Origin of the sequence: Janthinobacterium sp. P210006 (genome assembly GCF_036231885.1) — a bacterium.
GTDB classification, from domain to species: Bacteria; Pseudomonadota; Gammaproteobacteria; order Burkholderiales; family Burkholderiaceae_D; genus Janthinobacterium; species Janthinobacterium violaceinigrum.
Genome location: NZ_JAZARD010000002.1, coordinates 563,558 through 578,952 on the forward strand (window position 1 = coordinate 563,558; position 15,395 = coordinate 578,952).

Sequence of the window (15,395 nt, forward strand, 5' to 3'; positions counted from 1 at the left end):
CACCTTTCCCTGCGGCAGGCCAGCCTGCCGCAGGGCCACCCGGCTGGCAGCAAGCGCCGCCTATTTCAGGTCAATGCGCCCATATTGCCCGTGCGTCTCGTCATTCGGTCCCGCTGCATAGAACAGGGTATTGACGGGTTGGCTGTTGAGCCCATTGCCGAAGGCGATGCCCCACAAACCGTCGATCACGAGCGGCGTGCCGTCCACCTTGCGCAACGCGCCCCCCGCCTCGCCCGTGGCCGGGTCATAGGCATTGATCTTGCCGTCGCCAAAATTCCCTATCAATAACATATTGCTGGCAGTGCCGAAGTCGGCTGGCGCCAGCGCCATGCCCCACGGCGCATTCAAGGCCCCGCCGCTCACCAGCCGCTTGATCAGTTTGCCGCCGGTGTCGTACACATTGACGATGCCCAGGCCCGCGCCAGCCTGTTCATCGTCGCTGGCCTGCCGCATGGCATACGCGACATAGATGCGCTCGCCGATGGCCTGGATGCCGAACGGCGCATAGCCGGCCGGCAAGCCGGGGTCGCTGAACGCGCCAGACCAGCTGACCCTGGCGAAACTGGCATCGAAGACGTCGACGCGCTGGTTATGGAAATCGGCCGCATACAGGTAGTTGGCGCCCGCATAAGCGGAAATGGCCAGGCCCTTGTAGACGCTGCCTCCCCCGCTGCCGTCGTACACGACCACGGCGGTCGTCGGGCTGACCGTGGGCGACCACGCCGCAATGCTGCCGCTTTCGCTGGCGAAAATGAAGGGACTGGCCGCCGTCACGCCGTTCTGGCTCAGCTTGAAGTCTTGCGTGCCGTTGAATACGATGCCCGTCGGCCCCGCCGGCGTGCTGACCACCAGCGCCTGGGGCACGCCGTTGCCGTCGTACAAGGTGGACTTCGCCGTGCCATTCGCCACCACCCAGACGAAGCCGCGGGGATTGAAGGCCACGCCCCAGGCGTTGACGAGGTTGGCGTCCGTGTGCACGGCGGGCACGACGGCCGTATCGGACACGAGGCTGGTCGCCGCATACGTGCTCAGCGCGGGTGGCTTGTGGTGATGATGGCCGCCGCCGCAGGCAAGCAGCACGGCGGCCAGCGCCGCGGCGAAACAGGCGTACACGATCTGCCTGGTGGCATGCGTTTTCATGGCGTTCCCCTTCTGCGTGGTGGGCAGCATTGCACTGCCTGTCATCAGGGTATAACCGGGCCTGGCCGGACGCTTGAGGCGCGTCAAACGGGGTGAAGATAGGCCGGGGTCAGGGCACGGCCACGTCGTAGCGCTTGCCCAGTCTTTTCAGTTCGCCTGTCTCGATCAGGGTATTGAGTTCCTGGTCGAACTGCAGGCGCAGCTTGTCGAAGGCGGGCGAACGGGGAAAGGCAAAATAGCCGTTCTGCACTTCGATGACCCTGGGCAGGGGTTTCACCTGGCGTCCATAGCCGAGGCGGGCGATCACGGGGTCGGTATTGCGGCGGTTGCTGACGAACACGTCGACATGGTTATGCACGAGCATCTTCAAGCCGTTTTCCACATTGTTGGCCACACTGACCTGCAAGCCGGGCCGCATGCGCTCCCAGTCCGCGCCATAGGCCCAGCCATTGAGCAGCACCACCCGGCGGCTCTTCAGCGCCGCGTAGTCGCCATCCCAGGCGAAACTGGCGTCCTGGCGCGTATAAAAGACCATCTGGTCCTGATAGAACGGCTTGTCGGAAAAGCCCATGCTGGCGATGCGCTCGGGCGTCTTGTAGGGGCCGATCAGGATATCGGCCTGCCCCTGCACCAGCATGGCTTGCGCGCGCGCCCACGGCACCATGCGAAAACGCACGGTATTGCCCGTGCGCGCCGCCATGAGGCGCAGCAGTTCCGCGCCCAGGCCGCCATACTCGCCGCTGTCCTGGTACTCGAACACGCGCTCGAACTGCGCGCCCACGGCCAGCAGCTCGCGCGCCTGCGCAGGCAGAGGCGCCGCAAGCACAGGCCACAGCAGCGCCAAGGCCAGCAGGCGCCGCCCTGCTCCGCTCATCAGCCGACGATGCGCAAGGAGTAATCGGTGGCCCGCACGTCCTTGGTCAGGCTGCCGATCGAGATGCGGTCCACGCCCGTTTCGGCGATGGCCCGCACGGTATCGAAATTGATGCCGCCCGACGCTTCCAGCAAGGCGCGGCCATGCGTCAAGGCCACGGCTTCGCGCATCATGTCGTTGCTGAAGTTATCGAGCAGCACGGAAACGGCGCCCGCATCGAGCGCTTCCTGCAGTTGCGCCAGGGTTTCCACCTCGATCTGCACGGGCACGCCCGCGTCGAGGTTGCGCGCGTTTTCCAGGGCCTGGCTGACGCCGCCCGCGGCCGCGATATGGTTTTCCTTGATCAGGATGCCGTCGTACAGGGCCAGGCGCTGGTTCTTGCCGCCGCCCACGCGCACCGCATACTTTTGCGCCAGGCGCAGGCCCGGCAAGGTCTTGCGCGTATCTAAGATGGATGCCTTGGTGCCGGCGATCACGTCGACATACTGGCGCGTGGCCGTGGCGACCGCCGACAGCAGCTGCAGGAAATTGAGGGCGCTGCGCTCGGCCGTGAGCAGGGCGCGCGCCGGCGCTTCAATCGTGCACACGACGCTGTCGGCCGTCATCATGTCGCCTTCGGCATAATGCCAAACGATATCGATGCTGCGGTCCAGGCTTTTCATGATGCCTTCGAACCACGGCGCGCCGCACAGCACGGCTGCTTCGCGCACGATGACGCGGGCCGTGACGATGTGGTCGGGCGGCACCAGCTCGCCCGTCAGGTCGCACTGGCCCACGTCTTCCAGCAAGGCGGCCAGCAAATTGCCTTCGAATGCGCGCGCCAGGGCGGGATCGAAAGGAGCGAAAGAATTAACGAGGGTACTCATGCTGGACCGATTCCTTGGAACAATGTAGTTTCTTTTGCCAGGTCCGCGCCTGGCTTGAGGCCCGCCTTCTTGGCGGCGGCGAAGTCGAGCATGCGGTTGATCGAGCGCACGGCCAGCTGGCCGACGGCAGGATCGACGTGGATTTCGTTGTGCATGTTTTCCAGCGTCTGCGCCAGGTTCAGCAAGCCGTTCATGGCCATCCACGGGCAGTGCGCGCAGCTCTTGCACGTGGCGCTGTTGCCGGCCGTGGGCGCTTCGATGAAGCGTTTTCCAGGCGCGGCCGCGCGCATCTTGTGCAGGATGCCGTTGTCGGTGGCGACAATAAAAGTGTCCGTGTCCATGGTTTGCGCTGCCGCAATCATTTGCGACGTGGAACCCACCATGTCGGCCAGCGCCACCACGTTCGCGGGCGACTCCGGATGCACGAGCACCTTGGCTTGCGGATACTCTTCCTTGAGCAAATCGAGTTCGATGCCCTTGAACTCGTCGTGCACGAGGCAGCTACCCTGCCACAGCAGCATGTCGGCGCCCGTTTCCTTCTGGATATACGAACCCAGGTGTTTATCGGGTGCCCACAGGATTTTCTTGCCCTGCGCATGCAGGTGGGCCACGATATCGAGGCCGATGGACGACGTCACCATCCAGTCCGCGCGCGCCTTCACGGCCGCGCTGGTATTGGCGTAGACGACGACGGTACGGTCGGGATGGGCATCGCAGAAAGCCGTGAATTCGTCCACGGGGCAGCCGAGGTCGAGCGAACAGGTCGCGTCGAGGTCGGGCATCAATACCGTTTTTTCGGGACTGAGGATCTTGGCCGTTTCGCCCATGAAGCGCACGCCAGCCACGACGAGGGTCTTGGCCGGATGGTCGCGCCCGAAGCGGGCCATTTCCAGGGAGTCGGAGACGCAGCCGCCCGTGGCTTCCGCCAGGTCTTGCAGGTCAGCATCAACGTAGTAGTGGGCAACGAGCACGGCTTCGCGCTCGATCAGCAGGCGCTTGATGCGCGTGATCAGTTCGGCTTTTTCAGCCGGGGATGGCGTCGCTGGCGTGCGCGCCCAGGCGTGGGCAGTGCAGCTGGCTCCGTCTTGTGGATGTTCATACTCGACGGATTTGATGGCTAAAGTTTGCATGGCTGTGTCAAACAAAAACGGGATAGACCGGCACGAACGCAATAAAGCAGGTGCGCCGGAACGAAAGGACCGCGGCGCGTCGGTGTGGTGATACCAGAGTACACCACCAGCTTTCCAAACGCCTGATAAAACCGTAGCGCGAGGCAGCGAGGCTCGGCGCCCCCTTGCGGCCGAGAAGCGCAACCGTGCTGAAGCACGGTGAGCATCACAGGCCGCAAAGCGCGACGCGCAGCAGGTTTGATCAGGTGTTTAATCGATACCTTGGCTCTTCAGGTAGTCTTCGTAGTTGCCGCGGTAATCGACCACTTCATCTTCCTTGATCTCGATGATGCGGTTCGCCAGCGACGAGACGAATTCGCGGTCATGCGACACGAAGATCAGGGTGCCCGCGTATTTTTCCAGCGCGATGTTCAACGATTCGATCGATTCCATGTCCATGTGGTTGGTCGGCTCATCGAGCATCAGCACGTTGTGGCGGCCCAGCATCAGCTTGCCGTACATCATGCGGCCCTTCTCGCCACCGGACAGTACCTTGACGGCCTTTTTCACATCGTCGCCGCCGAACAGCAAACGGCCCAGGATGGAACGCACGGCCTGGTCGTCGTCGCCCTCTTTCGTCCACTGGCCGATCCAGTCGGTCAGGTTCGTGTCCTTGGCGAAATCTTCCGTCGGATCTTGCGGCATGTAGCCCACGTTGGCGTTTTCCGCCCACTTCACGCGGCCCTGGTCAGGCTGCAGGCCGGCGATGTCGCCCGCGATGCAACGCAGCATGGTGGTCTTGCCGGCACCGTTGGCGCCGATGATGGCGATGCGCTCGCCCGCTTCGACCATGATGCTGAAGTTCTTGAACAGCTGGCGGTCGAAGCCTTTCGAGATGTTCTCGACTTCCACGGCCAGGCGGTGCAATTTCTTTTCGCCGTCGAAACGCACGAACGGGTAGGCGCGCGACGATGGCTTGATGTCGTCGACCTTGATCTTTTCGATCTGCTTGGCGCGCGACGTGGCCTGGCGGGCCTTGGATTTGTTCGCGGCAAAGCGGCGCACAAATTCCTGCAGCTCGGCAACCTTGTCTTTCGCTTTCGCGTTGTTGGCCAGCTGCTGGTTGCGCGCCTGGGTCGAGGCGAACATGTATTCGTCGTAGTTGCCCGGATAAATCTTCAGGGTGCCGTAGTCCATGTCGGCCACGTGGGTGCAGACCTGGTTCAGGAAGTGGCGATCATGGGAAATGATGATCATGGTGGAGTTGCGCTCGTTGAGCACGTCTTCCAGCCAGCGAATCGTGTTGATGTCCAGGTTATTCGTCGGCTCGTCGAGCAGCAGGATGTCCGGGTTCGAGAACAGCGCTTGCGCCAGCAGCACGCGCAGCTTCCAGCCTGGCGAGACATTGCTCATCGGGCCTTGGTGCAGGTCGATGGCGACACCGGCGCCCAGCAGCAGTTCGCCCGCGCGCGATTCGGCCGTGTAGCCGTCGTATTCGGACACTTTGCCTTCCAGCTCGGCCGCCTGCATGTAGTCGTCGTCCGTCGCTTCCGGGTTCGCGTAGATCGCGTCGCGCTGCTGGATGGCCGCCCACATTTCCGTGTGGCCCATCATGACGACGTCGAGCACGCGCATGTCTTCAAACGCGAACTGGTCCTGGCGCAGCTTGCCCAGGCGCTCGTTGGTATCGAGCATGACATTGCCGCCCGACGGGTCCAGGTCGCCGCCCAGGATCTTCATGAACGTCGATTTGCCGCAGCCGTTCGCGCCGATCAAACCATAGCGGTTGCCGTCGCCGAACTTGACGGAGATATTCTCAAACAATGGCTTGGCGCCAAACTGCATCGTAATATTTGCGGTTGAAAGCATTAGTGAGGTCTTTATCCAGTGAAAACAGGTAGTTAGGTACTTTTCTCCCATTATACAGCACCCACCCTCTTCCCTCTACAGCGGCAGGGGGAAGCGCATCGGGCGCGGCAACCGGCAGGACGCGGAAGATGGCAAGAAAATATGATTGCCGTATTTCCATTTAGCAGCTACGCTGCGGCTGCACCGCCGGACCTGCCGCGACGACAGGCAACTGGCATCGTTCCCCCTATCACCTGACAGGTTTCACTTGAAAAAAATCACCATCGCCGCCGCCGTGGCCGCCGTTGCCATCGCCGCCACCACCTACGCTTCGCCGTACTACGCCCTGCACCAGATCAAGACCGCCCTGGCCGAGCGCAATGCCGATGCCCTGGCCAGCCACGTGGACTTCCCTGCCCTGCGCGCCAGCGTAAAGACGCAACTGGAAGCGAGCATGGCCCGCAGCATCGAGGCGACGGCCGGCAGCGACAACCCGCTGGCAGCCCTGGGCCAGTCGATTGCCGGCGCCATGCTGGGCAAGATGGTCGACGCCATGGTCTCGCCTGCCGGCGTCGTCGCGCTGGTCAACAAGAGCGCCGTCAGCCCGCAAGCGGGAGCCGATGCCAGTGCGGATGCCCCGGCCGACGGCGCGCAGAACAAGGCCAGCTATTCGGCAGGCTATACAGGCGTCAACACCTTCGTCGTGCGGGCGAAAGATGGCAATGCGCAGGATGGCGCGCTGGTCCTGCAGCGCCATGGCGTGTGGGGCTGGAAACTGAGTTCGATCGAAATTGCGTCGGCGATGGCCGCGCGTTAATCGTGTTCATCGCATGAACATGCGACGCAGCGGCACCGCGTGCGCGCATATGCAGGCAATCCGGGACACAATGCGTGCCTTCTTTACCGGATTGCAGGAGATTTCATGCTGACACACTTATCGCTGGCCATGGCGCTCGGCCTGGCCAGCGTCGCGCCCTTCGCCCATGCCCAGGCGCTCGACGGGGCCACTGCCGCCGAACGCAGCCACTCCATTACCGCGCGCATGCGGGCGGAAACGTCCAAGGCCGCCGATCCCGACGCCCCTGCACCCTTGCCCGTGCCCAGCGATATTTCGCTGGCCGAGCTCGAGCGCCGCTGGGCGCTGGGCCAGGCGCAGGCCGAAGCAAGGCACTTTTCCAGCACACTCGATCCGGCCGCGTTGACGGCCCTGGCGCGGCAGATGGAGTGCCTCGATATCGTGGGCGTGCAACCGTTCGGCTTCCCGCTGGAGCAGGCGCAGCCTACCGTCCTGAGCGGCGCCCAGCTGCTGGCCCGCTGTCCGGAGCGGGCCTATGTGACGATCACGGCCATGTCGATGGCGGGCAAGACGGGCAAGCGCGTCACCATTTCTCCCCAGTCGTTCAATCAGACGGTGGCTGGCAAGCCCGCGCGGCGCCTGTATTACAAGGCGCCCAGCGGCCGCCAGAAGGAAACGCTGACCTTTGTCGACGGCGATTATGTCTATGCGCTCGAATACTGGTCGCTCGATGACAGCCAGCAAGCGGGCATGGTCGGCACTCGCCGGATGGAAACATTGACGTTGCCGCAATAAAATGGACGCAAGCAGTTGAAATACTGTATATTCATACAGTTATTTACTATGCTCTTGCCCGCCATGCCTGCCACGCCGCACTACGACTTACCCTACACCATCTGCATCAGCGACACGATCGATGCGGAGGTCGAGCAAACCATCCTCGAGGGCTTGAATGCCTACAACGATGCCATCACGGGATACCAGGACAGGCAGGTATTGAGCGTGGTCGTGCGCGACCGCGACAGCCAGCGGGTGCTGGGCGGCGCCATGGGCCGGACCTCGCTGGGCCTGCTGTTTCTCGATTTGTTTTATTTGCCCGCGGCCTTGCGGGGGCTGGGCCTGGGCAGCCGGATACTGCAACAGTTCGAGGAAGAAGGACGCCGGCGCGGCTGCGCTTCGGCGGTGCTGTACACCATCAGTTTCCAGGCGCCCGAATTTTACGAACGCCGGGGCTGGCGCCGTTTCGGCGAGATTGCCTGCAGTCCCGAAGGAACGAGCCGCGTATTCATGAACAAGACCTTGCAGGCCGCATCGTAGGCTGTAAACGACAGCGGCCGGCAGCACACATGCCGCCGGCCGCTATCAGCAACAGTTGCTTACATGCCCAGGGACTTGAGCAGGTCGGCGTTGTCGTCGTCTTCCGGTTCCGCGGCAGGCGCCGGGGCGGCATCGCGTTCGCGGTTCGCGAATTCGCCATCCATCAGCGAGTCGGCGTCGACTTCGCGCGAATCGAAATCGTGCAGCTTGATGAACTCGGTACGGTCGATCGCCAGTTCCAGGTAGAAAATATTGTTCTTTTCCGTGTAGAAGGTAACGCGGCGCATTTCCGGGCGGTCCAGCGGCGTGTCGACGCTGAGCATCACCTGCTTGTTCAGCACCAGCATCTTCGGCTGGCTCTGGGTAATATTCGTTTGCAGTTCGCGCCGCACCTTGCCCGTGAAATCGCCCACGATCTGGTTCATCAGCTCGCCCATGATGTTCGACACTTCGTCCGACGTGTAGAAGCTGGCCAGCTCCGACTTCGGCATGCCCATGTGCAGCATGTAGCGCTCGTAGATTTCCATCGCCGTATCGGCGGCAAAATTGAGCACGACCAGGCCCGTGAAACCGCCATCGAACATGACGAAACAGCCGATATCCGGCTTCAAGCCCGTCTTGGTGATGCGCTGCACCATGCCTGAATAATTGACTTTACTTTGCGTTGCAACGTTGAGCACCCGAACCACCGAGTTGCACAAACTCATCAACAAATCTTCTGTACCGTACACAACATCCTTTTCTGCATCCATGAGCAACCTCTCCAACTATTTTAAAGATGACAGCACTGTTCCCTGCCCGCTGCAAGCCCCGACACGATAAATCGCTGAGCAAGCGGACGACTTCACCTTTGCATGCCTGACCTTGCCTGGCGGCGCGCGCCCCGTTGCCGCAGCCGCTCGCCCCCCTCTTACCTTTTTCTGTATAGAAATAAGTATCAGATGCGCAGAATACCGAGATGTAACATTTCCGTCCAGCCATACCTGCATTTACTTGACGATCTGTGCGGAAATACAAAAACGGCGCCGCCATGCGCCGCACAGCGGCCAGGCATGCAACATTGCGCGAAAGATCACGCTCTTCGTCCGCCCCGGACACCGTAGTGCGCGGCGCGCCGTGGCCGCATGTTTTATACTGCCGCGCACTAATAGCGCAAACGCAACATGAATGGAGAGGCAACAGCCGATGAGCACACTGCAAGAGCAGGTAACAGCCGAAATCACCGCGGCGATCCATGCCTGGTTCGATGAGCGCCTGCAGCGCACGGACCTGGAGCAGGCCGTCAAGCGCACGACCTTGCAGGCAGGCATCTTCAATGAGCTCCTGCTCGATTACAAACCGGGCCGCACCACCGCCGACGAGTTCGACCTGGGCCTCGACGACGACGCGTGTCCCAGGACGCCGGCGCGGCTTGACGATGCGCAAGTGCGCGAGCTGATCGCGCCGCAACTGACGGCGCTGGTGCAAGCCCGTCTGGCGCCGCTGGTGGACACGCCGATGATCGACTACCGCTTCACCGTCCGCGGCAAGTTCCAGACGGCGCAGGGCAAGCTGCACCTGAGCTTGCTGGAATACGTCAACGAAAACAAGCGCCTGGCCTTGCTGGAAAACATACACGCGTACATCGGGAAAAAGCTCACGCACGGCAAGCATCCGACGAAGCCGCTGGAAACGTTCTTTCTGACGCGCCACCTGCTCGATCCCCACCTGTTCCCGCTGCCCGATATCGCGTGGACGATCGCCCAGTTCGAACGCATCGAACAGTTGAACAAGTCGCGGCCACAAGCGCTGGCCGAACACCGCGGCGATATCATCCAGGCTGTGTCGGCCTGGGCGGAAAAGCAGTTCCTGCCGCAGTTCTACGACGTACAGCGGTCGAGCTACCGCGGTACCGAATACGCGTTGAAGGCGGGCGCGGCGCACGATGCGCAAGCGCTGGCGCCCATCGACCTGCTGCTGTATGGCGCCGTCATGATATTGCGCCACGAACCGAGCTACGCCAAGTCGACCGGACTCAAATTCCTGGAAATCGCGCGCGAGCTGGGCAGCGAACGGGCCGGGCGCATGCTCAAGGAAGGCAGCGGCACCTTCCCCGCGGCCGACATCCATGTGAAAAATGCGTTGCTGGAATGCCGTGCCAACGATGTGTTTGCCACGATCACCATCGCCATTGCCCGGGAAGAAGCAGACGCGTATGCGCAGGCGCTGGCATTCATCACGCACCTGCTGAACAGCGGTTTCCCGAAAAGCTACCAGATCAAGCTCAAATCCAAGGTCAAGGCCTACCTGCCCGTCAAGGGGCTGGCGAAATCCGATACGCACCGCTTCTTTGCCAACGCCCTCGCCCATGCGTCCCTGCAGCCGCAGCTGGAAGCGTATGCGCGCGCCGCCATCGAGCAATTCGAATTCTATGCCGACACGGAAGGCGAAAAGAATTGCATGCCGGGCAGCTATGCCGTGTTCGGCCTGGGCTTGCTCGACGCCCGCTATTTCCCCCTGGTGCAGCACTACATGGCAAACGTCGACGAGGAACACCAGTCCGTGCAGGACCAGTTCACGACGGCCTTCGTCGCCACCTTCGGCGTCACGACGGCCACCATTCCCGTGCTGACGGCGTGTTTGCGCGTCTGCACGGATAACGTGAAACTGAAAATCCAGGCGGACTTCGAGGATGTGGAAAAACTCGACTGCCTGTACCGGCAGTTGCAGGGGCTGGAAGGCTACATGGTGGAACACATGCTGTATCCCATCTGGGGCAAACTGGAAAAACTCGCGGCCCTGGCGCGCAAGGCGCAAGGCCCCCGCAAGGAGCTACTGCAGGCCTTGCTTGAAGCGGCGAGCAAGAAGGACGCCTAATGTGTGCAACGTTATGACTTTCACCATATATAATGCGCGCGCCAGAATTGCTGCAAAGCATCTTTTGGCGCCTGACATCGAATCGTGGAGAAAATACATGCATCAAGCACAACAAACATCGCGCGCCTCCCTGCTGGCAGCGGCCTTGACGGCTGCCGTGGCGCTGGCCCAGCCCGCCATCGCCGCCGAGGCGCCAGCCGTGGAGCTGCCCCCCATCGACGTGGCCGACCTGTACATCAAGACCATCATCAACCAGGATGAAGCGAGCGTCGCCAAGCTCAACGCCTACCTGCGCCCTACCCGCCTGGCCGGCCACCAGAGCGCCGAATACGCGTCGTACACTGACTTGAAGGCAGCGGACGCCAAGTTCCCAACGGAAACCGGCAAGCTGATCGCCGACCTGTTCCCCGCCGCCATGCGCGCCGCCGTGACGCCGGCCGCCGAGCTGCTGGCCGCCAATGTCATCGCCGCCAAGAATGGCGCCGCCTGCAAGGCCACCAAGGCGGACCCCGTGACGGTGGAAAACGGCATGCAGACGGCCGCCGTCAGCTTCGAATGCCAGGTCGTCAAGGTGCCCGTGGCATGGGCGACGGCCTCCCAGCAACTGGCCAAGAGCGGCTGCAAGGTCGAGCAATGCAAGGCGGGCCTGCAAAAGATCGCCGCAACCTATACCAGCGCGCCAAAACAGACGTGGCGCGCCGTGTTTGCCGTCAGCCGCGAAAAGAACGCGGAAGCCTGGCGCAACGATTTCGCCCGCGAAACCTTCGATGAAATCTGGGATTACCTGTAATCCACGCCTCGTTTAGAATGGCTGGATGAACACAATGACCCCGGTACCGCAGCCCGCAGGCCTGGCCTTGCTGCGCCTGCTCGACCCCGACCATGCAGAAGGCGCGGTGGTCCAGCAAGCGCTGTCGCAAGACTTGCCTGCCCTGCACGGCAGGCAATTGCTGGCGCTGCTGCGCCGGCTGCGTGCCGCCCAGTCCAACCAGCTGCACTATGCGGGCGCCAGCGTCTGGCAAGCCGAACAGCTGTTCGGCGCCGCCATCGCCGCCGTCAAGGCCGAGCTGGCCACGCGCCCGCACTTGCCCAACAAGCAGGAAGCCAAGGCCTTGCGCCAGGCGGCCGCAAAAAAGCGTTAATCGGGGCGCAAGCTGGCCAGCCGTGCGCGCAGGTGCGCGGACGCCCTCCTATAATCGGAGGCTCTCCCGTTTCCGCTCTTGAAAGGCGTCATCCATGTCCACACGATTTTCCCGCCGCTTGTTCGGCTGCGCCGTATTGGCTCTTTCCGGTTTGGCCGCCATGCAGGCAGCCCATGCCGAAGAGACGGGGCCCATCGATGCGCGTGCCGTCTGGCAGGAACGCTCGCTGTCGGCCTGCCGCAGCGGGCAATCGCACTCCGCGCCCGACGTCTGCCTGCTGCGCACCATGAAGCGTACCGGTGCGCCCCCGCAAGCCATCGCCGCCGCCAGGATGCTGGTCGGGGCAAACATGCCAGGCTATATCTCTGCCTGGCGCCCGCTGGGCAAGGTGGCGCTGGCCACCGTCACCTATCCATTTCGCGCCAACACGAATGAAAGCACCTTGCTGATCGGCAGCGATGGCGCGGCCATCGATGTCGACGAGCACTCCGTGCGCGAGGAAGACCGCGCCACGCCTGCCTGGCAAGCGTTTACCGCCGCCCACCCGGACGCCATGCCGTTTGCGCCCGCCGAGTTCGTCGGCAGCACGGCCACCAGCGATGGCGGCCAGAGCGTGCTGTTTTCCACGCCCATGATCACTTGCCACGCCTGCGCGGAAGATGGCGCGCTGCTGGTCGCCTACACGATCGACAAGGATGGTATCGTGCTCGAGCGAAAACTCTTGACGATCAAGTAAGGCTGCATCAAAGATAAGATAAAATTGCTAGACGGCATGTCTATACAAATCGCACGCCGTCCATCCCTTTATTTTTGACAGGACACCATGCACCGTTTCAGCCCTACCCGCCTTAGCCTGCACCTCGCCACCGCCTTGCTGCTGTCCGGCAGCGCCGCCTTCCAGCTTGCCAGCGCAGCAACCCCGGCGCCAGCCGCCGCCAGCGCGGCCACCCCGCTGGTCATCGGCGAAAGCTTTGTCATCGATTCGAAGGCGCTGAAGGAAAAGCGCCACATCAATGTGTATATGGCGCGCGCCTGGGATACCCCGCCCGACGCGCCGCTGCCCGTGCTGTACATGCCGGACGGTGGCGTGGCGGAAGATTTCCTGCACGTGGCCGGCTTGCTGCAAGTATCGGTAGCCAATGGCACGATGCGTCCCTTCATGCTGGTCGGCATGCAAAACACGCAGCGCCGGCGCGATCTGACGGGGCCGACGGAGAATGCGGAAGACCGCAAGATCGCCCCCGTGGTGGGCGGCGCATCCGCCTACCGCGATTTCATCCGCGATGAACTGATGCCGGAAGTCAAACGACGTTACCGCACGACGGGCGAGACGGCCATCGTCGGCGAATCGCTGGCGGGCCTGTTCGTGGTGGAAACGTATCTGCTGGAGCCGCAGCTGTTCGACCATTACCTGGCGTTCGACCCCAGCCTGTGGTGGAACCATGGCGCCCTGCCGCGCCAGGCGGCGGCCCTGCTGGCCAAGGGCAAGCCGGGCAAGCGCAGCCTGTACCTGGCGTCCAGCAGCGAAACGGGCATTGCCGTCGAAGTGCAGCGCCTGTCCGAGGTGCTGGAAAAACAGGCGCCGCCCGGCCTGCAGTGGCACCAGGAAAAGATGCCGGCCGAAACCCATGGCACCATCTATCACCCGGCCGCCCTGAAGGCGTTCCGCGACGTCTTCAAGCCGGCCACGCCGGCCCAGTAAGCGGGACGGCTACGGCACCGGCAGCGCCGGCAGCGCCTGCGCCATCTGCTCACGCAGCCAGTGCAGCAGTGCGGTCCGGCGCGCGTCGCCGTCAAATGGCAGCGGCGACAGCAGAAAGTAGCCGGTGCCATCGCGCCGGAATCCCAGCGGCGCCGCCAGGCGCCCGCTGCCGATGTCTTCCGCCGTCATGAACACGGAACCGATGGCCACGCCCAGGCCGGCGCAGGCCGCTTGCAGGCTCAGGTAGAAATGCTCGTAGGTCTGGCTGTCGCCGTGGCCCCGCCCATCCTCGCCGTCGTCCGCGCCGGCGGCACGCCAGTGCGCCCAGGCGGACGGGCGCGACGCCGTGTGCAGCAGTGTTTGCGCGGACAGGTCCAGCCGGCCATGCCGCAGCAAGGCCGGTGCGCACACGGGCGCGATCCATTCGTCGCACACCTTTTCCGCATGCAAGCCCGCATCCCATAGAAAATCGTTGCGGCGCAGCGCGACGTCCACCGCGTCGCGCTGGAACGCCACCGGTCCGCCCGATGCAAACAGGTGCAGCGGCACGTCGGGATGCCGCTGGTAAAAGTCGCCCAGGCGCGGTATCAGCCACTTCATGGCGATCGTCGGCTCGCACGACACCACAAGTGGCGCCTGCGGTGCCGGCTGGCGCACGGCCTCGATGGCGGCATCGAGCCGTTCGAACGCTTGCTGGACGGCATCGCGCAGCTGCACGCCCGCGGGCAAGAGGAACACGCCGCGGTTGCGCCGTTCGAACAGGGCCGTGCCCAGCGACGTTTCCAGCAGCCGGATTTGCCGGCTCACCGCCCCGTGCGTGACATGCAATTCATCAGCCGCCTGGACAAAGCTGCCCAGCCTGGCCGCCGCCTCGAAGAAACGCAAGCTTCCGAGCGCCACCTGTCTAGTCATGATCTGTCATTTTTTGTCACACATATTCGCAAGATATCATCGTTTTTCACCGTTCGCCATTATAGGGATAATTGCGTTTCCGGTCGCCGCCGTGGGCACACAACGCCAGTCACACAGGCGATGAATACTCACTGGTCGCCATGCGGCGCCACCATTACCCAAGGAAAACGCATGATCGAATTGCTTGCCGTTGCACTCATTACCCTGCTGGCCTCCATCGTGCCCGGCCCCGATTTCGCGATGGTCACGCGCAACAGCTATCTGTATGGCCGCCGGGCCGGCCTGCTGGCCGCGCTCGGCATCGCCATGGGTGTGCAAGTCCACGTGTTCTATACCATGTTCGGTATCGGGCTGATCATCGCAAATTCACCGCTCCTATTTACTGCAATCAAGTTTGCAGGCGCCGTGTACCTGGTCGTGATCGGCTGGAAAACCTTTGCCAACCGCAGCACCGTCGCTCTCGACCTGCAAGATGGCGCAGCCGTGCCCCGCCATACGGTGTTCCTGAACGGCTTCCTGACCAATGCACTGAACCCGAAGACGACCTTGTTTGTCATCAGCACCTATACCCAGGTGGTGCAGCCCGGCACGCCATTGACAGTCCAGTTTGGCTATGGGCTGTGCATGTCCGCCATCCATCTGCTGTGGTTTGCCCTGGTCGCCCTCCTGTTTTCAAAAGCCGCGTTCCGTTCCCGCATGATCCGTCGCCAGCGCACGATAGACCGGCTGATCGGCGCGATGCTGATCGCCCTGGGCGTACTGCTGGCCTGCGCCAACATGGACAAACTGTAATGGTATGCGGGGCTGCCCGCCAGGAGCTCGCCTGTAAAATT

The 15,395-nt window shown here is 62.8% G+C and carries 16 protein-coding genes; 9 read left to right on the forward strand and 7 right to left on the reverse strand.

What is annotated here, in order from left to right; all coding sequences use genetic code 11:
* Nucleotides 1-60: 60 nt before the first annotated feature.
* From VPH41_RS10985 to VPH41_RS11005, 5 genes are all read right to left on the reverse strand, one after another.
* The gene (locus VPH41_RS10985; RefSeq protein WP_328570013.1) at nt 61-1,140 is read right to left on the reverse strand and encodes a TIGR03118 family protein; all 1,080 of its coding nucleotides are present in this window, start codon (nt 1,138-1,140) and stop codon (nt 61-63) included.
* Nucleotides 1,141-1,249: 109 nt separating this feature from the next.
* Nucleotides 1,250-2,014: a substrate-binding periplasmic protein gene (locus tag VPH41_RS10990; protein WP_328570014.1), complete on the reverse strand. Its 765-nt coding sequence runs from the start codon at nt 2,012-2,014 to the stop codon at nt 1,250-1,252.
* Complete coding sequence (nadC, locus tag VPH41_RS10995; RefSeq protein WP_152280849.1) at nt 2,014-2,880, reverse strand: carboxylating nicotinate-nucleotide diphosphorylase; 867 nt, start codon at nt 2,878-2,880, stop codon at nt 2,014-2,016. The genes VPH41_RS10990 and nadC overlap by 1 nt, the downstream gene beginning before the upstream one ends.
* On the reverse strand, nt 2,877-4,010 hold the full coding sequence (nadA, locus tag VPH41_RS11000; protein ID WP_070218383.1) for a quinolinate synthase NadA: 1,134 nt from the start codon (nt 4,008-4,010) through the stop codon (nt 2,877-2,879). The genes nadC and nadA overlap by 4 nt, the downstream gene beginning before the upstream one ends.
* Nucleotides 4,011-4,259: 249 nt before the next feature.
* The gene (locus tag VPH41_RS11005; RefSeq protein WP_034756044.1) at nt 4,260-5,858 is read right to left on the reverse strand and encodes an ABC-F family ATPase; all 1,599 of its coding nucleotides are present in this window, start codon (nt 5,856-5,858) and stop codon (nt 4,260-4,262) included.
* A 247-nt stretch (nt 5,859-6,105) separates the two neighbouring features.
* Between VPH41_RS11005 and VPH41_RS11010 the strand changes: the two genes are divergently transcribed.
* The 3 genes from VPH41_RS11010 (at nt 6,106) to VPH41_RS11020 (ending at nt 7,950) form a co-directional block, all read left to right on the forward strand.
* Complete coding sequence (locus VPH41_RS11010) at nt 6,106-6,654, forward strand: DUF2939 domain-containing protein (RefSeq protein WP_328570015.1); 549 nt, start codon at nt 6,106-6,108, stop codon at nt 6,652-6,654.
* A gap of 105 nt (nt 6,655-6,759) precedes the next feature.
* Nucleotides 6,760-7,428 (forward strand): hypothetical protein, encoded by a 669-nt coding sequence (locus VPH41_RS11015; RefSeq protein WP_328570016.1) that lies wholly within the window; start codon nt 6,760-6,762, stop codon nt 7,426-7,428.
* 48 nt (nt 7,429-7,476) lie between these two features.
* Nucleotides 7,477-7,950: a GNAT family N-acetyltransferase gene (locus VPH41_RS11020; RefSeq protein WP_328570017.1), complete on the forward strand. Its 474-nt coding sequence runs from the start codon at nt 7,477-7,479 to the stop codon at nt 7,948-7,950.
* Nucleotides 7,951-8,009: 59 nt separating this feature from the next.
* Here the strand turns inward: VPH41_RS11020 and VPH41_RS11025 are convergent, their stop codons facing one another.
* The gene (locus tag VPH41_RS11025; protein ID WP_034784631.1) at nt 8,010-8,702 is read right to left on the reverse strand and encodes a DUF3334 family protein; all 693 of its coding nucleotides are present in this window, start codon (nt 8,700-8,702) and stop codon (nt 8,010-8,012) included.
* Between the two features lie 433 nt (nt 8,703-9,135).
* On the opposite strand from VPH41_RS11025, the gene VPH41_RS11030 reads away from it, so the two are divergent.
* From VPH41_RS11030 to VPH41_RS11050, 5 genes are all read left to right on the forward strand, one after another.
* Complete coding sequence (locus VPH41_RS11030) at nt 9,136-10,806, forward strand: DUF6138 family protein (RefSeq protein WP_328570018.1); 1,671 nt, start codon at nt 9,136-9,138, stop codon at nt 10,804-10,806.
* Nucleotides 10,807-10,903: 97 nt separating this feature from the next.
* The gene (locus tag VPH41_RS11035; protein WP_328570019.1) at nt 10,904-11,596 is read left to right on the forward strand and encodes a hypothetical protein; all 693 of its coding nucleotides are present in this window, start codon (nt 10,904-10,906) and stop codon (nt 11,594-11,596) included.
* Nucleotides 11,597-11,621: 25 nt separating this feature from the next.
* The gene (locus tag VPH41_RS11040) at nt 11,622-11,948 is read left to right on the forward strand and encodes a hypothetical protein (RefSeq protein ID WP_328570020.1); all 327 of its coding nucleotides are present in this window, start codon (nt 11,622-11,624) and stop codon (nt 11,946-11,948) included.
* A 94-nt stretch (nt 11,949-12,042) separates the two neighbouring features.
* Nucleotides 12,043-12,684 (forward strand): hypothetical protein, encoded by a 642-nt coding sequence (locus tag VPH41_RS11045; RefSeq protein WP_152280842.1) that lies wholly within the window; start codon nt 12,043-12,045, stop codon nt 12,682-12,684.
* 87 nt (nt 12,685-12,771) lie between these two features.
* Entirely contained in the window at nt 12,772-13,650 is an 879-nt protein-coding gene (locus tag VPH41_RS11050) for an alpha/beta hydrolase (protein WP_328570021.1), read from the forward strand.
* A gap of 9 nt (nt 13,651-13,659) precedes the next feature.
* Here VPH41_RS11050 and VPH41_RS11055 read toward each other — a convergent pair whose 3' ends face one another.
* A complete protein-coding gene (locus tag VPH41_RS11055; RefSeq protein WP_328570022.1) occupies nt 13,660-14,562 on the reverse strand; it encodes a LysR substrate-binding domain-containing protein in 903 nt (300 codons plus the stop codon).
* A gap of 171 nt (nt 14,563-14,733) precedes the next feature.
* Between VPH41_RS11055 and VPH41_RS11060 the strand changes: the two genes are divergently transcribed.
* A complete protein-coding gene (locus VPH41_RS11060) occupies nt 14,734-15,354 on the forward strand; it encodes a LysE family translocator (protein WP_328570023.1) in 621 nt (206 codons plus the stop codon).
* The last annotated feature ends 41 nt before the right edge of the window (nt 15,355-15,395 follow it).